This is a genomic window from Pararhodobacter sp. CCB-MM2, assembly GCF_001691415.1.
GTDB lineage: Bacteria > Pseudomonadota > Alphaproteobacteria > Rhodobacterales > Rhodobacteraceae > Pararhodobacter.
The window spans coordinates 160,404-179,278 of record NZ_LRRR01000003.1 but is presented as its reverse complement, the minus strand read 5'-3'; the positions used below and the strand labels follow the sequence as shown (position 1 = coordinate 179,278).

The 18,875-nt window shown below is 65.9% G+C and carries 19 protein-coding genes; 3 read left to right on the top strand and 16 right to left on the bottom strand.

What is annotated here, in order from left to right:
- Positions 1-101: 101 nt before the first annotated feature.
- From BCY78_RS05695 to BCY78_RS05675, 5 genes are all read right to left on the bottom strand, one after another.
- Positions 102-326: a hypothetical protein gene (locus BCY78_RS05695; protein WP_068299079.1), complete on the bottom strand. Its 225-nt coding sequence runs from the start codon at positions 324-326 to the stop codon at positions 102-104.
- A gap of 239 nt (positions 327-565) precedes the next feature.
- A complete protein-coding gene (idi, locus tag BCY78_RS05690; protein ID WP_068299076.1) occupies positions 566-1,087 on the bottom strand; it encodes an isopentenyl-diphosphate Delta-isomerase in 522 nt (173 codons plus the stop codon).
- Between the two features lie 54 nt (positions 1,088-1,141).
- On the bottom strand, positions 1,142-2,446 hold the full coding sequence (locus tag BCY78_RS05685) for a Wzz/FepE/Etk N-terminal domain-containing protein (protein ID WP_068299074.1): 1,305 nt from the start codon (positions 2,444-2,446) through the stop codon (positions 1,142-1,144).
- Positions 2,447-2,462: 16 nt separating this feature from the next.
- Positions 2,463-3,356 (bottom strand): CpsD/CapB family tyrosine-protein kinase, encoded by an 894-nt coding sequence (locus BCY78_RS05680; protein ID WP_068299071.1) that lies wholly within the window; start codon positions 3,354-3,356, stop codon positions 2,463-2,465.
- Positions 3,357-3,469: 113 nt separating this feature from the next.
- Positions 3,470-4,807, bottom strand: coding sequence for an oligosaccharide flippase family protein (locus BCY78_RS05675; RefSeq protein ID WP_068299068.1), 1,338 nt, complete (start codon positions 4,805-4,807; stop codon positions 3,470-3,472).
- Positions 4,808-5,072: 265 nt separating this feature from the next.
- Between BCY78_RS05675 and BCY78_RS05670 the strand changes: the two genes are divergently transcribed.
- Positions 5,073-6,293, top strand: coding sequence for a glycosyltransferase (locus tag BCY78_RS05670; RefSeq protein WP_068299062.1), 1,221 nt, complete (start codon positions 5,073-5,075; stop codon positions 6,291-6,293).
- Here BCY78_RS05670 and BCY78_RS05665 read toward each other — a convergent pair.
- Both BCY78_RS05665 and BCY78_RS05660 read right to left on the bottom strand, forming a co-directional pair.
- Positions 6,266-7,090 (bottom strand): glycosyltransferase family 2 protein, encoded by an 825-nt coding sequence (locus tag BCY78_RS05665; RefSeq protein WP_068299059.1) that lies wholly within the window; start codon positions 7,088-7,090, stop codon positions 6,266-6,268. The two genes, BCY78_RS05670 and BCY78_RS05665, sit on opposite strands and share 28 nt — an antisense overlap.
- On the bottom strand, positions 7,087-8,790 hold the full coding sequence (locus BCY78_RS05660; RefSeq protein ID WP_068299056.1) for a hypothetical protein: 1,704 nt from the start codon (positions 8,788-8,790) through the stop codon (positions 7,087-7,089). The genes BCY78_RS05665 and BCY78_RS05660 overlap by 4 nt, the downstream gene beginning before the upstream one ends.
- A 105-nt stretch (positions 8,791-8,895) precedes the next feature.
- Here BCY78_RS05660 and BCY78_RS05655 point away from each other — a divergent pair, with 105 nt between their 5' ends.
- A complete protein-coding gene (locus tag BCY78_RS05655; RefSeq protein WP_068299053.1) occupies positions 8,896-10,068 on the top strand; it encodes a glycosyltransferase in 1,173 nt (390 codons plus the stop codon).
- Between the two features lie 51 nt (positions 10,069-10,119).
- Here BCY78_RS05655 and gph read toward each other — a convergent pair whose 3' ends face one another.
- The 6 genes from gph to BCY78_RS05625 form a co-directional block, all read right to left on the bottom strand.
- Entirely contained in the window at positions 10,120-10,770 is a 651-nt protein-coding gene (gph, locus tag BCY78_RS05650; protein ID WP_068299050.1) for a phosphoglycolate phosphatase, read from the bottom strand.
- Positions 10,767-12,026 carry an MFS transporter gene (locus BCY78_RS05645; protein ID WP_068299047.1) on the bottom strand — a complete coding sequence of 420 codons (1,260 nt, stop codon included), beginning with the start codon at positions 12,024-12,026 and terminating at the stop codon, positions 10,767-10,769. The genes gph and BCY78_RS05645 overlap by 4 nt, the downstream gene beginning before the upstream one ends.
- A 120-nt stretch (positions 12,027-12,146) precedes the next feature.
- Positions 12,147-12,710, bottom strand: a complete 564-nt coding sequence (locus BCY78_RS05640) for a peroxidase-related enzyme (protein ID WP_068299044.1) — start codon at positions 12,708-12,710, stop codon at positions 12,147-12,149.
- The gene (locus tag BCY78_RS05635; protein ID WP_068299042.1) at positions 12,707-13,393 is read right to left on the bottom strand and encodes an N-acetyltransferase; all 687 of its coding nucleotides are present in this window, start codon (positions 13,391-13,393) and stop codon (positions 12,707-12,709) included. The genes BCY78_RS05640 and BCY78_RS05635 overlap by 4 nt, the downstream gene beginning before the upstream one ends.
- Entirely contained in the window at positions 13,390-14,109 is a 720-nt protein-coding gene (locus BCY78_RS05630; RefSeq protein ID WP_068299039.1) for a molybdopterin-binding protein, read from the bottom strand. The genes BCY78_RS05635 and BCY78_RS05630 overlap by 4 nt, the downstream gene beginning before the upstream one ends.
- 69 nt (positions 14,110-14,178) lie before the next feature.
- Complete coding sequence (locus tag BCY78_RS05625) at positions 14,179-15,609, bottom strand: hypothetical protein (RefSeq protein ID WP_068299035.1); 1,431 nt, start codon at positions 15,607-15,609, stop codon at positions 14,179-14,181.
- A gap of 192 nt (positions 15,610-15,801) precedes the next feature.
- Between BCY78_RS05625 and map the strand changes: the two genes are divergently transcribed.
- Complete coding sequence (map, locus tag BCY78_RS05620; RefSeq protein WP_068299033.1) at positions 15,802-16,671, top strand: type I methionyl aminopeptidase; 870 nt, start codon at positions 15,802-15,804, stop codon at positions 16,669-16,671.
- A 372-nt stretch (positions 16,672-17,043) separates the two neighbouring features.
- On the opposite strand, the gene BCY78_RS05615 is transcribed toward map, so the two are convergent.
- From BCY78_RS05615 to BCY78_RS05605, 3 genes are all read right to left on the bottom strand, one after another.
- Positions 17,044-17,361, bottom strand: a complete 318-nt coding sequence (locus BCY78_RS05615) for an H-NS family nucleoid-associated regulatory protein (RefSeq protein WP_068299030.1) — start codon at positions 17,359-17,361, stop codon at positions 17,044-17,046.
- A gap of 95 nt (positions 17,362-17,456) precedes the next feature.
- Entirely contained in the window at positions 17,457-18,404 is a 948-nt protein-coding gene (locus BCY78_RS05610; protein WP_068299028.1) for a DMT family transporter, read from the bottom strand.
- Positions 18,401-18,847 carry a YaiI/YqxD family protein gene (locus BCY78_RS05605; RefSeq protein ID WP_068299025.1) on the bottom strand — a complete coding sequence of 149 codons (447 nt, stop codon included), beginning with the start codon at positions 18,845-18,847 and terminating at the stop codon, positions 18,401-18,403. Before BCY78_RS05605 ends, BCY78_RS05610 begins: the two co-directional genes overlap by 4 nt.
- Between the last annotated feature and the right edge of the window lie 28 nt (positions 18,848-18,875).

Here is an 18,875-nt window from a genome sequence, read left to right as displayed (position 1 = left end):
GCCTCAAAGGCGCCCGACTCGCTGTTACGCCGGACAAGGAAACCCATTTCCCGCTGTTCCAGCCACAAGGCCAAGGCACCGGCCCCGACGCCCTCGTCACCCTAAGACCCAATCAAGACCTGCTCACCGCCGTCGAAGAGGCCGCCGCCGAAATCGACCTCGCCAACGCCCGCATCCTCGGCCTCGGCTCCATCGTCCGCCCGAAACTCGAAGGCCAGAACCGCATCGACAGCCACGCCACCGAGATCCTGCTGACCGAGGGCCGGATCGACAACGGCACCGCGCGGATCGAGGTCGAGATCGTCACCCTCACCGCCTCGGAACACCGCGGCTGGCTCGAGCCCGGCGAGAACGGGATCTGCATCACCGCCGAACTCCTGCTCGTCGCCGATTAAGCCCCGCGCCCCTCTTTCTCATCTTCGTTCTGAAAATATCCCGGGGTGAGCCCGAAGGGCGAGGGGCAGCGCCCCTCCTCGCCGAGCGAAGCGAGGCCCCCTTTACGTTTCTGGTCGCCCGAGGCCTGCGTGCCGGAGGCATGCCGGACGAGGGCGAAACCCCTCCCCCGTCAGAACCCGGCCAATACCTGCTCGCCATGCTCGGCCAGATAGATCCGCAGCCACGGCGTAAATACCTCGGGCCGCGCGGCGATTTCCTCGTGCAAGGCGCCGGTATCGATCCAACGGGTCTCCATCACCTCGTCCGGGTTCAAGGCCAGCGCCGGCTCGGCGTCGCAAACGCCGAGGAAAAGGTCCACCACCTCATGCTCGACCAACCCGCCCCCGACCGCAGCGCGATATTCGACGACCCCGCGGTGCTCCAACCCAACGCCAGTCAGCCCCAGCTCCTGCTCCAGCCGCCGATGCGCGCAATCGAGCGGCGCCTCACCCCAAAGGGGATGCGTGCAGCAGGTATTCGCCCAAAGACCCGGGGTGTGATACTTGGCCAAGGCACGGCGCTGGATCAACAGCCGCCCGCCGGCCACGACAAAGACAGAGACCGCCGGGTGCTTCAGCCCACGGCGATGCACCTCCAGCTTGTCCATGGGCCGCAAGGCGCCATCGATCCAGACGGGAATGTCCTGCTGCATCCTGATCCCCTTCGTTTCCCGCGTCATAGCGCCATGCGACGGGACGGAAAAGGATCAGATGATCCCGGCGCCGGTCAGACCGGCCCCTAGTGCCGCGAGGATCAGCACCAAGCCGCCGAAGGCCCAGATCGCCTGCCGCCGCCGCCGTTCGCGCACGGGCATCTCGAACGGGATCGAGATCACCGGCCGCAGCTGCAGATCGCGCTCCATCCGTTGCGAGGTCCGCATCACCGGCTGCATCCACTCGACCGCGAAGGCCAGCATCACGCCCAGCCCGATGCCCGCGACCAGACCCAAAGCCGCAATCATCGTCCGGCTGCGGCTGATCGGATATTCCGGCACCAGCGCACGTTCCAGAAGCTCGAAGCGTTCGGACTGCTGATCGTCCTCAATGCGGGCGCTGAGTTCAGCCTCGCGCCGGCGATCGGCGGCGGCGGTCAGCTGCGCCTGCAACTGCTCCATCCGGCGGTTCATCGCCAGCACCGTCTGTTCATAGGCCGGGGCGCTGGTGAGGATGTCCTGAATCTCGCCGATCCGAAGCCGCATCTCGCCTTCTTGCTGGGTCAGCTGCGCGATCTCTTCCTCCAGCGTCGCGACCTGTCGCTGGATCACGATCCGCGTTGAGTCGCGATCCAGCGTATCCAGCTCGCTCTGCCGGGCGCTCAGCTCGGCCTGAAGATCGCGCAGGCCGTCGATCAGCCGGGCGCGTTCCGAGCGTCGCAGGGTCACGGAATCGGTCAGGTAGCCTTCGTTTTCCGAGCGGTAGCTGGCGATCTCGTCTTCCAGCGAGGCAATGGCTGCCTCCAGCCGGTCCTCTTCCGAGCGGAAGAAATCGAGCGCCTGCTGCGCGTTGGTCTGCCGGGCATCGACCGATTGCTGCACCAGTTGATCGGCCAGCTCGTTGGCGATGGCGGCCGCCGTGTCCGGATCATCATCCGAGGCCGAGACGATCAGCGCCGACAGCGAGCCATCGCGGGTGAACCCCTGCTGGGCAGCGGCAATCGAGGTGATCGAATAGCTCTGACGCATCAGCGCGACCTGCTCGACCGGCGTGATCGCCATGCCGTCGAACAGGTGATGACGCTCGGCCAGTTCCAGCAGGGCCTCGCGCGACATCAGGCGCTGTTCGATCATCTGCACCCGGCGCGTGACGTCCGGGGTGGCATCGCCGCCGTCCTCGGTGGTGGCGACGATCACCGGGTTGATCACCTGAATCACCGCGTTGGCGGAATAGATCCTCTCGCTCTGCAGGGCCGCGACGACCCCGCCGAGCACGCCGAGCACGGCCATCAACAGGACGATCTTCCACCGCCGGCGGATCCAGCTGAAGAATTCATGCAGGTTCTGGATCGGACCCATCGTGCCGCCCTCCCTCTCAGCCGCGACGCCGCGACACGCGCGGGTCCCGGTCTTCGGATTTGTTCAGCACCACGCCCAGCAGCGGCACCTGGCCTTCCAGCAGACGCTCGCATTCCATCACATCTTGCGCCGTGCTGCGCGTCCCGTCCGAGACCAGCAGCACCGCGTCCAGCTGCGGCAACAGCGCGGCGGCAACGGAATCGTTCAGCAGGGGCGGCAGGTCGTGGATCACCACATCCGGCGAGACCGCATCGATCATCGCGCGCAGGGCGAGGATCGCCTCGGGCGCCATCATCCGCTCCACCGCCTGCCCCAGCGGGGCCGAGTTCAGGGCCAGAACCAGCTCGCTGCCGACGCGGCGCAGGTGGTCCTCAGGCGCGACATGGCCCGAGAGCAGCGCATCCAGCGGACCGGGCGCATCAAGGTCCAGCAGATCCGCCAGACCGGGATCTTCAAGATCCGCATCGATCAGCATGACGCGCACCGTCTCCAGCCGCGCGATCGAGGCGGCCAGACCTGCGGCCACGAAACTGCGACCAGCGCCACGGCCCGGTGAGGTGATGCCGATGCGGCGCAGGCCCTTCTCGTCGATCAGGCGCAGAACCTGCCCGCGCAGCTGATCCATCGCCGTCCCGGCAGAGGAGCCACGAGCAATCGACGGGGCACGACCGCGCGCCGCCAGACGTTCCAGATCCTCCAGCGCGACAGGAATGTCGTGCCACAAATCCTCAAGTTCGGCCCGGCGATGCAGGCGCGAGGGGCCGGCCCGGCGCAGACCGCTGCGGCCACTCTCGACCCGGCCTTGCAGCACCGGGCGGTGGTTGATGGGGCGATTGGGCGGCGTGGGAACCTCGTCCTCAGCGCCGGCACGCCAGCCAAGCCGTTCTTCCAGGATACGCGTATTGACCATGAGCCCTTCCTCAGCGCGGCGAGGCATCCCCCGTCCACCGATCACGACATTTTACCCTGTGGTGGCGGAAAAGCCTGTCACAAATTGGGCAGAAGCAAGGTGAATGGGGTCGCTCAGCCGGCGAAGATGGCCGCGAGGTCGGCGCGGTGGATCAACACCGTCACCCCCAGCAGGATCACCGCCAGACCCGCCATCAGCGCGTCATGCAGCACATCCCAAGCCCCGTACTTGCGCGCCAGACGGACCTGCAGCGGATAGCTGAGCAGGGTGGTCGCCGCCATCGCCAAGGGTGCGCCGGGAATGCCCAGCATCGGCACCAGCACCAGCAGCAACGACACCAGCAGCACCGCGCGGGTCGCGTTCAGCGTGAAGAACCCGCGGGAGTCGCCCGAGGCCAGCGTCACCTGATCATAGGTCAGACCCAGCATTTGCGGCAGCAGCGCCATCGACACGATGGTCGTCACCGCACCCGACGAGGCATAGCGCGAGTCATAGAGCAGATCGACGATATACACCCCGCCCAGCGCCAGCGGCGTGACCCCGGCGATCAACAGGCCCGACAGCATGAACCGGATCCGGCGCAGGTGCAGGAAGTTCTCCCGCGATTCCGACGGGGGCGAGGCGCGGTAGATCGGGATCATCAGCCGCTGCACCAGCAATTGCCCCAGCATCAGCGGGAAGCCGGCGAGGAAGTAACCGATGTTGTAGAGGCCCAGCTCTTCCATCGACAGGAAGCGGCCGAGGATCAGCTTGTCCGACTGCAGCACGAGGAAACCGGCAACCGTCGAGAAGAAGATCCAGCGCCCGTAATGCACCAGCTCCTTGGCCGACTCGCGGTCGTAATGCAGGCGGTTGTTAATGCCCGGCAGGATGACCCAGGCCAGACCGGCCCGCGCGGCGGCGTTCACAAGGTTGCCGATCACCAGCGCCCAGATCGATTGCGTGATCCAGGCCAGCACAAGCATGAAGGACACGCTGATCACCTGCGCCAGAACCTCCAGCAAGGTGACCCGGCCCAGCAGCATGTGCCGCGAGGCGCTCTCGGCCCGGGTGGGTTCGAGCGCGAGGATCAGCATTGATACCGCGGCGACGGGCACCAGCTGGAACAGCACCGGCTCGTCGTAGAAGACCGACATCGGATAGGCCAGCAGGCAGGCGGCCAGAAACAGCAGCACCGCGCGGATCATGTTCAGCGTCCAGGCGGTGTTGAGGAAATCGGGATCGTCCCCGCGCTTGGAGGACTGGATGGCGGGCTGGATGCCCAGATCCGACAGCATGGTCAGGCCGACCAGCAACACCGTGACCAGCGCCATGGTGCCGAAGGCTTCCGGGAACAAAAGCCGCGCGAGGATCAGGTTGGAGCCGAAGCGCACCACTTGTTGCACGCCAAAGCCGCCGATGGTGAACATCGACGAGCGCATGATCCGGCTGGTCAGGCTGTCGCTTTTCATTCTCTGGCCGCTTACTGCTGCAACATCGGACACATCAGGTACTCCGCAATAGGGGCAGACTTGCGGACTCAGGCAAGTGTGACGCCCCGGCACCTTTTCTCGGATGAAGGTTAATTGCGGCGGCAATGAGGCGCCCGCCGAAAGCCCCCGGTATCGTGCGCCCTGCCGCGCCAAAGCCCGTGGGGTTTCTTGAATTCGCCCCATTCCCGGCGACAATCAGCGGCCAAGAATTCGGACATTCCCCCTGACGACTCAAGGCAACGGCGTGAAGATCGGCTATATCCTGAACACCTATCCGGCCCCCTCGCACAGCTTCATCCGGCGCGAGATCAGGGCCCTAGAACGGCGCGGGATCGCCGTGCAGCGCTTTGCCATGCGGCCCTTTGACGGCGATCTTCCCGACCCGCAGGACCGCGAGGAACAGGCTGCCACCGACTATGTTCTGGCCCGTGGCCTGCCGGCGCTGATCCGGGGGATCTTCCTTGCCGGGCTGCAGAATCCGCTGGGGATCTACAAGGCTTTGTTTCTTGCGCTGAAGGTCAGCCGGGGCTCGGAAGCCGGTCTTTTCAAGCACTTGATCTACTTCCTCGAAGCCGCCTATGTCGCCGTTCAGGTCGGCGCCCAGCGCATCGACCGGCTGCATGCGCATTTCGGCACCAATGCCGCGACGGTGGCGATGCTGGTCTCGGAGATCACCGGCAAGCCCTTCTCCTTCACCGTCCACGGGCCGGAGGAATTCGACAAGCCCGCGGCGCTGGCCTTGAAGACGAAGCTGGAGAAGGCGGATTTCACCGTGGCGATTTCCAGCTACGGTCGCAGCCAGCTCTGCCGTCTGGTCGATTACCGGATCTGGCCGCGCATCAAGGTCGTCCATTGCGGCATCGAGCCGCAGCATTACGAATCCGCCCGCCCGCTGCCCGTCACGCGCCCGATCACCTTGGTTAACATCGGTCGCTTCGTGGAGCAGAAAGGCCAGCTGATTCTCGTCGAGGCGATGGCCGAGGTCGCGCGTCGTGGCGTCGATGTGAAACTGGTGCTGGTGGGCGATGGTCCGCTGCGCCGCCCGATGGAACGCGCCATTGCGCAATCGGGTCTGGGCCATCGGATCGAGATCACCGGCTGGCTCGACGAGGCCGGGGTTCGCCGCGAATTGGAGAATGCCCATGCTTTGGTGCTGCCCTCCTTTGCCGAGGGGCTGCCGATGGTGGTGATGGAGGCGATGGTCTCGGCCCGGCCCTGCATCGCGACCTGGGTCGCCGGCACGCCCGAGCTGATGCAGGACGGTCGCACCGGCTGGCTGGTTCCGGCGGGCGATCCCATGGCCTTGGCCGAGGCGATCACCGAACTCGCCACCTGCCCCGAGGACAAGCTGAAGCGCATGGCGACCACCGCCCGCGCCCGCGTGTTGATGCGTCACAACATCGATACCGAGGCCGCGAAGCTGGCCGCGCTCTTCACTCAGCGCCCGCGCACCCAGCCCGTCTGACGGCCCCAACCGGCCTTCACCGCGAGTTTCACCGCCGCATAGACCCCGAAAGCCACGGGATCGGCGACAGCCTGCCGCAGCAGCCAGCCGCGTGACGGCGCATCCTTGCCCTCATTCGCCATCTGCGCGGGGATGATCTCGTGCAGCTCGACCACGCCCTGATCCTGACGGCGGCGCACGCGGACCAGCCGGTCGAAGCCCTCGACCAGCGGCCAGTCATAGGTGGCGGGGACTTTCACCCGCTCCTCGGGCGCGAATTGCACGCGGACATAGGTGTCGTCCGAGATGATCTGCGGGAATGTCCCCCAACGCGCGCGCCCGGCCCCGTTCACCGCATAGACGCCGAAGCCCGGCACGCCCTCGGTGACGAAGGGCAGCTTCACCCAGAGCCGCGCGAAGGCCTTGCTGGACCAGCCGATCGCCGTGACTACGGGCGTGCCCGAGGCATAGCGGGGCGCTTCAGTGGCCAAGGCCTGCGCCAATTGCGCCAGCAGTGGTGGAGAGACGACGACATCGGCATCGACATAGACCCGCGTCGGGAATTGCGCGACCGCGTCGCCCGCATCCAGCGCGCCCATCTTGCCCAAGGCGGGCAGGTCCAGCACGTCGAGCCGCCAGCCGCGATCTTCGAACACCGCGGAACGGGTCATCGACAGCGCCACCGTGTCATCGGTGCAGCCATTCGCCGCGACGATGACCTGCACGCCCTCGGGCCCCTCGGAGGCGAGGATGGCCGAGAGGCAGGCGTGGATATAGCGGCCCTCGTTGCAGGCAGGGATGATGACGGAGAGGCTCATCGCTCGGACGCCGCCATGAGCGAACGCCAGCGCGCGGTGTCGTCGTCGAGATGCCGCAGATGGCCCCAGCCGCCCCAGATCGACGGGCGGCCCACGTCCATATAGGCGACGAAGGGCGCCGGGGTCAGCGATTGCCAGCCCTCCAGCAGCACGTCATAGACCCGGCCCATCGCGTCGGAATAGTTCAGCGCTTCGAAGAAGGCGGCCATTTCCTCGTCGCCATGTTCGGAGGGCGAGAGCACCACATGCGTGCCGCCCTCATACATCACCAACCCCAGCCCATATTCCGCCGCGACCCCGGCGTGATAGGTCAACGTCCGGTCGATGAGGTCACGCACCGAATTGTCCACATTGCCCGAGACGGAGCCGTCGATCAGATCCTGCGCCGCCAGCTCCACCGCCTGATCGAAGCGATGCGCGGTGACGTAATCGGTCAGCGCCGAGCCCGAGAGACCCGCCGCGCGCCCGGCCTGTTCAGCGGCGGCGTGGCTGGCGTCGATCCATTCGTGGATCAGCGGGGATTTCTCCTCGGTATGCATCTCGCCCGAAAAATAGCCGGTAACCGCGACGACATCGAAAAATTCATGCGGCGGGCGGTTGGCCGGGTCCTCGGCGATATAGTCGGGGGCGTTCAGCATGTCCTGCTCCAGCCCGATCCAGCCGGTGAACAGCCCCAGCACCCGCACCCGGCGCGATTCCTCACCCGCATAAACGGCGTCGATCTGGCGCATCACCTCGGCGGCGTGGACCGCGCCGAACTGCACCCAAGCCCAATCGCGATTCCATCGGGCGCGGGCGCTCTGCTCGGCCCAGTCGGCCTGCGTGAAGGACCAGTTCCAGACCTCGTTGGAAAACTCAAACCAGCCACGCAGCGAGGGGTCCAGCTGATCGCGCACCATGGTGGCGAAGTTGGTGACGTAGTCCTCGTCGGCCAGATGGGGCAGGGTGAACCAGGGCTCGGCCCCGGTCTCATTGGCCAGCCGGATCATGATCTCCAAAGGCACGCCGCGCCGCGCCCAGCTGTAATCCGAGACCTGCGGCCGGTCAGCCCAATGCTCCAGCGTCGAATTGTTGGTGCGCATCCAGTCCATGAAGCGCAGGATCTCCATGTCGCCCACGCGCGCCAGCCAATCGGGGTTGAAGATCTCGCCCTGCGCGAAACGCTCGAGATTGCGCTCATGCACGACCGAAAGGTTGCGCATCGTGCCGCGGTTGAATTCGATCAACACGCCGCCCTGACCGGGGATGTAGTCGAAAGTCGCGGAATTATCGCCGTAGCGCACATTCCGCACGGCGCCTTGAAAGCCCAGATAGGCCGAGCCCTCCCAGGTCACGTGCCAGGTCCCGGCGGCCGAGGTCATGCCCTCCGGCAGTTCCTGCAGCACGAAGGTCGAGATCTTGCGCAGGCCGCGCGGGAAATCGACGACCCAGCCGTCCTGATCCAGCGCACCCGAGTCGAACAGCTCCGCCTCGCTCATCCCGCCCCAGCCATCGCCGGTATGGCCCACCCATTCCGTGGCCGAGCGCGCCACGTCGAGGAAGGGCAGCTCGGTCGACCAGCCCACCACTTCGGCGGTGTTGATCCCCAGCGCGCGGCGACCCTCGCGGGGGGCGATGTCGATCTGGGCGGCGGCGGGCAGGGCACACGCCAGCAGCGAGAACACCGCGCTCAGCGCAATCAGAAGGCGGGGAAAAGGCATGGGGACAAGGCTCCTTGGCGGCCATCCGGGCAATTTAGGATGGACTTTTCCAGACATTCCAGCGTTTTCTGCGGAAACACGAGTTGAAGGGGCTGAGACGCCGGCATGGCTTCTCTGGTGATGTTATCCCCCGCGCCGATGATCGAACGGCCGGGCAATGAAGTGATCCTCGACGTGAAATTCGTCGAGGGTATGAAATTGCATAGCCAATTGTGGCCCGGTCCGGTCCGTTGCGTGATGTGGCGCGGTGCCACGCATATCGATCAGCCCATGCGCTATTCGGTGGCGCAGCTGGGCTTCGATCTGGTGCCTTTGGACGCCGGGGCAAGGGTGCCTGATCTTCTGCTCGACGAAGCCGCATTGGTCTATGTCACCGCCGATGACATGAAGCACCTTGATCTGCCCGAGGCCATGACCGGCCGGTTGGGGCGCGTGGTCTATACCGTCGAGGAACCGCTGGGCGGGCGCATTGCCAAGGCGATGGCCGCAAGCCCCTCGATCCGCCGCCGGCTGGGGGCCAGCTGGTGGAGCCTGAAGAACGAGGGGCCCCTGCGCCAGGCCTTGAGGCGCGCGGATGGCATCCATTTCGACGGCTACCCGGCGGCCGAGGCCTATCGCCGCGTCAATCCCCAGCACCTGCGCTACCTCGACAACCGGATGCGCGCGCCGATGATCGCCCGCGCCGGCGAGCAATCCGACCGTGCCGCGCGGCTGCATCAGGGCGAGCCCTTGCGGCTGGCGTGGTTCGGGCAGGTGGACGCGCTCTCGGGGGTCGAGGATCTGATCCCGCTGGCCTTCCTGCTGCGTCAGCGCGGGCTGGCCTTCCGGCTGGAGCTGTTCGGGACCGGCCCGTTGGAAGGGCGCCTGCGCGACGGGATCGGCGCGATGGGGCTGTCCGATGTGATGAGCCTGCAGCCGCCGCCGCCCTTCGATCCGGTTATGGTGCCGCATCTGCGGCGCGAGGCGGATCTGTATCTCTGCCCGCGCCGGCTGTCCGGCCCGCAAAGCACCTATGTCGAGGCCTTGGGCTGCGGCCTGCCGATCGTCGGCTATGCCAACCGGCAGTGGAAGCGGATGCAAGCGGAGTCGCAGGCGGGATGGCTGGTGCGCAAGGGGTCGGTCGCGGGGATGGCCCGGACGATTACGCGGCTGGACGCCGACCGTGTCGCGGTGATCGAGGCGTCGCGCCGCGCGGTGGATTTCGCACGGGCCAATGCCTTCGAACAGGTCTTCGCCAAGCGGATGAACAACCTGCGCGACATCGCCGGGTTGGAATAGGGCCGGCACCGACAGCCGCTGCGTAGGGTGGGGTTCAACCCCACCTTTGCCTCAACGGGCGATGCGGGCGGCGATGGCGGGCAGCTCGGTCCAGTCGGAAAACGCCTCGGTATGCGGCATCTTCTCCACAGGTGTCTTGCGGTAGCCCTCGGTGAACAGCGCGAAGGGGATCCCCGCGGCCTCGGCCGTCGCCGCATCGACCTCGCTGTCGCCGACATAGACGCACACCCCGTCGCCCAAAGCCTCCAGCGCGGCTTCCAGCGGCTCGGGGTCCGGCTTCATCCGGGTCAGCGTGTCGCCGGCGAACACGGTCTCGAACAGCTCGGTCCAGCCGAAATGCTCCAGCACCGCGCGGGTCGGCACGCTGGGCTTGTTGGTGCACAGGCCGATCTTCCAGCCGTCCGCCTTCAGGGCCTCCAGCGCCTCGAGGGCGCCGGGATAGACCTGCGTGCGCTCATGCGCCTTGCGGTATTCTTCGGCGAAGGTGGCGCGCATGCGCTCGGTCCGCTCGGGAATGTTCGAGCCCGCCGTCGCGCGTTCCAGCCGCTCGACGAAGACCCGCGCGCCGTTGCCGACGAAGCTGCGGGTCTGCTCCAGCGTGACCTCGGGCAAGCCCTCGGCGCGGGCGGTGGCCGAAGCGGCGTAGTGAATGTCGGCGGCGCTGTCGATCAGCGTACCATCAAGGTCGAAGACGATTCTCATTGTGCGGCCACCATCGGTGCGTTGATCGGTTTCTCGCGGATTGGCAGATGCACGATGGCCGAGAAGGCCCCGACGCCGACGCCGATCCACCACACCAGCGTGTAATCGCCATAAGCATCATACAGCGTGCCGCCCAGCCAGACGCCGAGGAACCCGCCGATCTGGTGGCTGAGGAACACGATGCCATAGAGCGTGCCCATGTAGCGCAGCCCGTAGATATGCGCGACGAGGCCAGAGGTCAGGGGCACCGTGGCCAGCCACAAAGCCCCCATCAGCAGCGAGAAGATCAGCACCGAGCCGGGCGTGATCGGCAGCGCGATGAAGGCGGCGGCGACGATGGTGCGGGCGACATAGATGCCGGCCAGCAGGTATTTCTTCGACCAGCGCTTGCCGGCCCAGGCGGCGGTGATGGTGCCGGCGATATTGGCCAGACCGATCACCGAAATCGCCACGGCGCCCAGCGTCGAGGTGGTGGTGATGCCGAGGCTGGCAAGGAAGCCATTGGGGGCAATCGCGCCGCACATCTCGGTCACCATGGCCGGGAAGTGGGCGGTGATGAACGCCAGCTGATAGCCGCACGAGAAGAAGCCGAGGAAGATCAGCGAGAAGCTGGGATCCTTGAACGCCTGTGTCAGCGCCTGCCCCATGGATTGCTCCAGCTCGGCCTTCGAGGCCATGGCGGGCGAGCGCATCATCGGCAGCACCAGCAGCACGGCCAGCACGGCGACGGCGAAAATCATGAACACGGTCTGCCACGGGAACTGGCCCAGCAGGATCTCGGCAATCGGGGCGCCGATCACCTGACCGGCCGACCCGGCGGCGGTGGCGATGCCCAGCGCCAGCGAGCGGTTCTCATCCGAGGCAGCGCGGCCGACGACGGCGAGGATCACGCCGAAGCCCGTCCCGGCGATGCCGAAGCCCACCAGAACCTCCAGCAGCTGCATGGTGCCCGGCGTCATGGCGAAGGCGGTCAGCAGCAGGCCGGCGGCATAGAACAGCGCGCCCAGCACGATGGCCTTGCGGTCGCCGAAACGCTCGGCCACGGCGCCGAACAGCGGCTGGCCGATCCCCCAGGCGAGGTTCTGGATGGCGATGGCGAGCGAGAATTCCGCGCGCGGCCAGCCGAATTCCTCGGCGATCGGGATCTGGAACACCCCGAACGAGGCCCGGATGGCGAAGCCCAGCAAGATGACGATACAGCCGCCGATCAGGACGGGCGTGAACAGCGGGGCCTTCTGCGAGAGAGGCTGGGACATGGGCGCAATCCGTGGCAAGCCGGCGAACCGGGGGCCAGCCCCCGGACCCCCGGCGTATTTGGGGCAAAGTGAAACAGCGCCGCTTAACCTGTTCACATCGGCGTGAGGGTCAAGGGGCGATCAGCGTGCCATCGCGTGATATTCGGTGTTGGGTTGCATTCCAATCGCTGATGCAACGCGGTTCGACATGCTGAAGAAGCCGACGACGGCGGCGATGTCGAAGATGTCGCGGTCGCTGAAACCGTGATCGCGCAGGAACTGGCGGTCGTCCTCGACCACCTCGGCCGAGGCCTTGGTGACCTTCTCGGCGAAGGAGAGCATGGCGATCTGGCGGTCGTCCAGCTTGGCCGCGCGCCAGTTCATCACCATCGCCTCGCCCAGCGCCGGATCGCCCGACAGCTGCCGCACCGTGGCACCATGGGCGACCTGACAATACCAGCAACGGTTCACCGAGCTGACCACCACCGCGATCATCTCGCGCTCCAGCTTGGTCAGGCCGGACTGGCCCAGCATCAGGTCGTTATACATCGCCGTGAAGGCGTTCAGCTTGGCGATGTCGAAGGTGTAGGCCGCGATCACATTGGGGACCATGCCCAGCTTTTCCTGACAGATGTCGAGGTAGCGCTGCGTCTCCTCGGGCATCGGATCGACGGGCGGCAGGTCCAAGGCGGTCAGGCGGGTCATCGTACTCTCTCCCTGTAATGGTACGCGCCAACGTCCGTCATGCCGAGGCCCGAGTAAAGCGCCTGCGCGCCCTTGTTCCCCTCCGTCACGGCCAGCGCGAAGGTCTCGGCGCCTTCCCGCCCAGCCCAGTAGGCCATGCCCCGGACCATCGCCGCGGCAACCCCCTGACGGCGGAAGTCGGGTTCGACATGCAGGGCGTGCAGCATGGCGATGCCCTTGTGAACCGCCACGAAACCCACGCCGGCCGGCTTGTCGCGAATGCGGGCGATGAAGCTCATCTTGGGATCACAGGCGCGCATCATCACGGCGATCCGCTCGGGCCCGACATGGCCTTCCTCCCAGATGCGGCGCTGGATGGCGAGGGGGGGCCAGATCGTCGGCAGGGAGACGGGCTTCGGCTTCTCGGCCAAGGCGTCGATGGGCGCGGCCATCAGGATCGTTGGATCGACCAAGCGGAATCCACGGGCCTCCAGCGCGCGGTCCAGCGCCTCTTGCCCCGGACGCAGCTGGAACAGCGGTGCATCGAGCGCATCGAGGGCCGTTTCATCAAAGGCGCCCTCCAGAAGGGCCGCGCTGACCCGTTTGCCACCGCCGGCCCCCTCACGCAGACGGAACGGCCCCTGAGTGACGGACGAGGCCGGCGGCCAGCTGGCTTCCAGCGCCGCGAAAAGATCGTCACTCATTGCGCCAGTTCCGCCAGTTCGACCATCGCCCGGTCCAGCAGACCGGCATCCGTGCCACGCACGACCAGTTGCGTGCCATGGGCGCCGTTGCGTTGATAGGGGTAGGAGCCAAAGCTCAGGTCCGGGAACTTCGCGGCCAGCGCTTTCAGCGCCGCCGCGATCTCGCCTTCGCCGCGATGCACGTCGATCATCTGGCTGAGCAGCGGGTCACCACCGGTCAGTGTGGGCAGGACGCCGGCCACCATCGCCTCGAAGATCGCGGGCACGCCGGCCATCACATGGACATTGCCCAAGATAAAACCGGGGGCCGAGGAGACGGGGTTGTCGATCAGCGTCGCGCCCTCGGGAATGCGGGCCATGCGCAGGCGGGCTTCGTTCAGCTCCAGCCCGGTGCGCTGGTAATGCGCCTTGAGGATCTCATGCGCGTCCTCCCGAACGTCGATCGGCGCGCCAAAGGCGGCGGCGACGGCATCGGCGGTGATGTCGTCATGCGTCGGGCCGATCCCGCCCGAGGTGAACACATGGTCATAGGCCGCCGACAGCGCCTTGACCGCCGCGACGATGCCGTCGTGGTCATCGGCCACGACACGGGCCTCACGCAGACGGATGCCGCGGTTGGTCAGCTCTTTCGCGAGGTGGTTGGTGTTGGTGTCGCGGGTACGGCCCGACAGGATCTCGTCCCCGATGACGAGCATGGCGGCGGTAGGATTGCCCATGATGTCCTCTCTCTGATGAGCGGACGTTAGCGCGGTTGCGCGGGGTTTCCAATCCGCCGGGACATGCCCTCAGCGATGGGTGACGAAGGGGATCTTCACGCCCAGCGACAGGGTTGCCGGCTGCATGCCGCCGCTGCGCAGTGTCGCCATCTGGCCCAGCCCCATCGACAGCCGCCAGTTCGCCCCGACGCGGTAGTCGACCTCGACCCGCGCGGCGCCGACGATGCCGCCCGCCGTGTTCACGCCGCCGCCGCCCGCAGCACCCAGCAGCCCCTCGACCGAGACGCTCCAGCGGTCATTGAGCGGGATCTCATAGCCAAAACCGACCATGCCCAGCGCATAGCCGGCGACACCGCCGCCGACCGTGGTCAGTGCCGAGCCGGTGACATAGCTGCGACGGCCGAGGAAATAGTCGAAGCTCGATTCCTGCATCGCCACCACGCTGTCGCGCCCGGCCGGGGCCAGATAGAAGCCGGCGCCGGCGTCCTGCAACTGGAAGCCGCCGGTATAGGCCCAGCGTTGCCCCTCGCCAGTGCCGCCGTCGCGCCCGAAATGACGGGTGACGCCCAGCGACAGGGTGGCCGCACGGTAGGGACCATCGACCGAGGCGATCCCGCCAAGGCTGAGCTCCACGTCGATGTTGCGCGACACGGGCATCGCCGCGCCGATGGCAGCGGTGACGATCGCGCCCGCGCCGGTATCGACATTGCCGCCACCGGCCAGACCGAGGCCGCCCTCGGCGAACAGCGTGGCGCGGCCCAGCGGCACCGAATAGCGCGCACCGCCCATCAGCTGCATGTAGCCCTGTGCCCCGTCAGCCGCCCCCGCGCCCGAGAACCACAGCTGGCTGTTCGGGGTCAGGTTGAACATCGCGCGCACGCCGACCAGCGACACAGCAGGTTGCGGCGCGCCGGGCCGGGTCCGGGTGCCCGAGGGCGCGCGCATATGCGTTGCCTGCAGGCTGATCGCGTCGAACTCCGGCATGCCGCCGCCACTCATCGCGCCAGCCGCATCGGTCCGGTACCGGAACCCGAGGCCATAGGTCGCGCCGTCGATGGGCGCGCCCTGAATCCGCAAGTACGCGGCCGTCAGTTGCAGATCCCAATGCGGCGACAACCGGTAGTCCAGCGAGGCCCCCGCGCGCAGCATGGTGCCGTCGCCGATCACCTGCGCCGCGCCACCGCCACCGCCATAGAAGCCCGAGAAGGACAGACCCAGCCGGTCGGTCAGCGGCAGATGCGCAACCCCCTCGAAGCCCCAGAAAAAGGCCCCGCCGGCATCGCCCAGCACGGCGGAATAGATGCCTTGGCCAAAGCTGAACGTCTCGCTGAAACGGTGACCGATATAGAGGCGGTGCAGCCCCTCGATCCGGGTTTGCGGCGCGTCGATCACGTCGAGGCTGGTTTCGATCTCCCAGCCCTGCGCCGACACCGGCGTGGCACAGGCCAGACCCAAGGACATCACGAGGGCCGAGCCACAGAGAAACCGATCAAACGCCACGATACACCACCCCTTGTTCGTTCACCGGAACGTTATCAGGCAGCGCCCCTCACCCAAAGGCCGGTCTGCGCGGGCAAGGCCCCTTGGCGAGCCGGGTGTGACTGGAATGCGTCACTCAGGCCGTGCCGGGGGCCGGGCTGGCCTTTTTCCTGCGCGTTGCCTATCTAGGACTGAACGAAAGAGGTCAGTTCCGTGTACGACAAGAAGGGCAAGGTCACCCCTCAGGGGATCCGCATCCACACGCCCGAGGATTTCGCCGGCATGCACAAGGCCGGCGCGCTGGCGGCGCAGATCCTCGACGATATCGCCGAGCATGTCTTCCCCGGCCAGCACACGGCCGAGATTGATCGCCTGATCGAAGAGATGGTCCGCAAGGCCGGCGCCACCTCGGCCACGATCGGCTACCGCGGCTACAAGCATGCCAGCTGCATTTCGGTGAACCACGTCGTCTGCCACGGCATCCCCGGCGCGCCGATCCCGATGCACCGCAAGGAGACGATCTCGAAGGACCCCGAGAAGCGGCGCAAGGACGATGCGCTGCTGGAGGGCGACATCCTGAACATCGACGTGACGGTGATCGTGGATGGCTGGTTCGGCGACAGCTCGCGCATGTATGTCGCGGGGCAGGCCGATCCGGTTGCCGAGCGCCTGATCCAGGTGACCCATGACGCGCTGATGGCCGGCATCGAGGTGGTGAAGCCGGGCAATACCTTCGGCGACATCGGCGCCGCGATCCAGTCGCTGGTGGAAGGCAAGGGCATGTCCGTCGTGCGCGACTTCTGCGGCCACGGTCTGGGCAAGGTGTTCCACGCCCCGCCGAACGTTCTGCATTATGGCCGCCCCGGCACCGGTGCGGTGCTGGAGCCGGGCATGTTCTTCACCATCGAGCCCATGGTGAACCTGAAACGCCCAGAAACCGTCGTGCTGGTGGACGAATGGACCGCCGTGACCCGCGACAAGTCGCTGTCCGCGCAGTTCGAACACTCGATCGGCGTGACCGAGACCGGCTGCGAGATCTTCACCCTCTCGCCCGGCGGCCGGTTTCACCCGACTCGCGCCTGATCACACGCACAGATCAGGCGCCCTGAGGAACACACAGAAGCCGGACCCCTATGGGCCCGGCTTTCTTGTTATCCCGATGATCTAACCTTTGACGGATTGCGGGACGCTTTCGTTCCTCAATCAGACCTGAGTTGATGCGGCAATTGCCCAGACGGCTTACAAATAATCACAGCGTTACATAATCCAATACAGATTGAATTTCTCGCGAGACGGGATTCTTGCTGCACATAAAACAACCAGAAATGCATGACTTGCCATGACAAGTCATAAGGCTGCGGAAAAAACCAATCAAATGGTTAGTAAAAGTTTAACAGTGAGGGGAAAAATAAGGTGATCGGAGTTAACCGGTACAGGGTCCGATCACCATCACACTCAGATCGCCAGATCTTCCAGCGATTTGCCTTCGTTCAGCGCCGCTTCCACCCAACGCGGGCGACGACCACGGCCGGTCCAGGTCTGCTCTTGATCCGCCGGATTGGCGTATTTCGGCGCGGCAGGTTTGCGTTTGCGCTTGCGCTTGCCCGACAGTTCCGAAAGGTCGGACAGGCTGATGCCGCGCTCACGCGCGAAAGCTTCGACCTCGGCCACGGCTTGCCGGCGTTCCCGATCCTTGAAATCGACAATCGCGGCGTCGACATCCTTCTGGAGCTGCTTCAGCTCTTTCAGGGACATCCCTTCGAGATTTACCATCTGTGAATTCCCGATTGAGTTCTTCGATAATGCCAGACCTATCGAGGGGACTCAAATACGTCAATTGCAAAATGCAATAACTGGAGGTTTCGGGATTATTTCCGCCCGACTTTGGCCTCGCGCAGGATCATGTAGATCCCCGATCCCAAAATCAGCGCAATTCCGATCCAGGCGATGGCATCGGGCCATTCGCCGAATATCGTCACGCCCCAGATGATCGCCATCGGCATCGCGGCATATTCCAGGGGCGCGACCAAAGCCGCCTCGCAAGTGCGATAGGCCTGCGCGATCAACAGGCCGCCCATGGCGGTTCCCAAGCCGCAGAGCAGGAAAAACGGGATATCCGCCGCCCGTGGCCAGACCCATCCGCGCAACAGGAAATCCAGCGAGGCACTTTCCGGCCCCGGCGAGAATTCCCCATGGCCCGCCACCAATCCGAACAACAGGCTGAAGCCAAGGAAGGTGAATTGCGTATAGGTCGCCATGGAAACGGCCGTCTCACGCACCCCGATATGCCGGGTCAGCGTGTTCAGCGCCGCATAGGCCGTCGCCGCAACAAGGGGCAGCAACGCGATCAGGCTGAAACTGCCTGATCCCGGCCGGATCATGATCACCACACCCAGCAGGCCCGCACCAATGGCGGTCCAGCGACGGGGGCCGACCGTCTCGCCAAGGAAGATCACCGAGAACAGGCCAATCAGCAAAGGGCTAACAAAGAAGATCGCCGTCGCGTCCGCCATCGGCATCGCCGCCAACGCGATGAAAAACGTCATGTTGGCGCAGACGATGAACAGGCCGCGCAACAGGTGCTTGAACGGCTGACGGGTGCGCAGGATGCCATAGCCGCCGGACAACGGCACCAGAACGGCCAACAGGATCGTCAGCGCCACCAGCGAGCGGATCAGCACCACCTCGTGCAGGGGATAGCCGCCGGACAGGAATTTCACCGACATGTCGTTGAGCGAGAACCCCAACGAGGCCCCCACCGCGCAGAGCGCGCCCAAGGTGGTGGGCGACAGGCCGGGGCGCGCAGCGATGCTCATCGCTTCATGCCCAGAACCCGGTCCAGCACCTGCGAGAACCGCGCCCGGTCCCGCGGTGAGAACGCCTTGCCCGAACCCTGACGGAACGGATCGGCCGAGCGCAAATCGGCCGCAAGGTCACGCATCGCCAGCGCCTGCCCGATGGAGCTGGCGGTCAGCTCGGTCCCGTCGTGCTTGACCACCCGCGCGCCGGCATCGATGCAGCGCGCCGCCAGTGGCATGTCGACGGTGATCACGCAATCGCCGGGCACACAGGCCTCGGCGATCCATTTGTCGGCAGCATCGGCGCCCTGATCGACATAGACCATACGCACCGACGGATGGTTCACCGGCCGGATCCCCCCGTTCGAGACGATCGCCACCGCATAACCATGGCGCAGTGCCACCGTCACGGATTCCTCGCGGACGGGGCAGGCATCGGCATCGATATAGACTGTGGGCATGGCACCTGTTCCTTAACAGGTGCATCTA

Excerpts from the sequence above, each read along its gene's own strand:
- idi (WP_068299076.1), bottom strand. The coding sequence starts at position 1,087 with ATGCAGCAGGACATTCCCGTCTGGATCGATGGCGCCTTGCGGCCCATG.
- BCY78_RS05685 (WP_068299074.1), bottom strand. The coding sequence starts at position 2,446 with ATGGGTCCGATCCAGAACCTGCATGAATTCTTCAGCTGGATCCGCCGG.
- BCY78_RS05680 (WP_068299071.1), bottom strand. The coding sequence starts at position 3,356 with ATGGTCAATACGCGTATCCTGGAAGAACGGCTTGGCTGGCGTGCCGGC.
- BCY78_RS05675 (WP_068299068.1), bottom strand. The coding sequence starts at position 4,807 with ATGAAAAGCGACAGCCTGACCAGCCGGATCATGCGCTCGTCGATGTTC.
- BCY78_RS05665 (WP_068299059.1), bottom strand. The coding sequence starts at position 7,090 with ATGAGCCTCTCCGTCATCATCCCTGCCTGCAACGAGGGCCGCTATATC.
- BCY78_RS05660 (WP_068299056.1), bottom strand. The coding sequence starts at position 8,790 with ATGCCTTTTCCCCGCCTTCTGATTGCGCTGAGCGCGGTGTTCTCGCTG.
- BCY78_RS05655 (WP_068299053.1), top strand. The coding sequence starts at position 8,896 with ATGGCTTCTCTGGTGATGTTATCCCCCGCGCCGATGATCGAACGGCCG.
- gph (WP_068299050.1), bottom strand. The coding sequence starts at position 10,770 with ATGAGAATCGTCTTCGACCTTGATGGTACGCTGATCGACAGCGCCGCC.
- BCY78_RS05645 (WP_068299047.1), bottom strand. The coding sequence starts at position 12,026 with ATGTCCCAGCCTCTCTCGCAGAAGGCCCCGCTGTTCACGCCCGTCCTG.
- BCY78_RS05640 (WP_068299044.1), bottom strand. The coding sequence starts at position 12,710 with ATGACCCGCCTGACCGCCTTGGACCTGCCGCCCGTCGATCCGATGCCC.
- BCY78_RS05635 (WP_068299042.1), bottom strand. The coding sequence starts at position 13,393 with ATGAGTGACGATCTTTTCGCGGCGCTGGAAGCCAGCTGGCCGCCGGCC.
- BCY78_RS05630 (WP_068299039.1), bottom strand. The coding sequence starts at position 14,109 with ATGGGCAATCCTACCGCCGCCATGCTCGTCATCGGGGACGAGATCCTG.
- BCY78_RS05615 (WP_068299030.1), bottom strand. The coding sequence starts at position 17,361 with ATGGTAAATCTCGAAGGGATGTCCCTGAAAGAGCTGAAGCAGCTCCAG.
- BCY78_RS05610 (WP_068299028.1), bottom strand. The coding sequence starts at position 18,404 with ATGAGCATCGCTGCGCGCCCCGGCCTGTCGCCCACCACCTTGGGCGCG.
- BCY78_RS05605 (WP_068299025.1), bottom strand. The coding sequence starts at position 18,847 with ATGCCCACAGTCTATATCGATGCCGATGCCTGCCCCGTCCGCGAGGAA.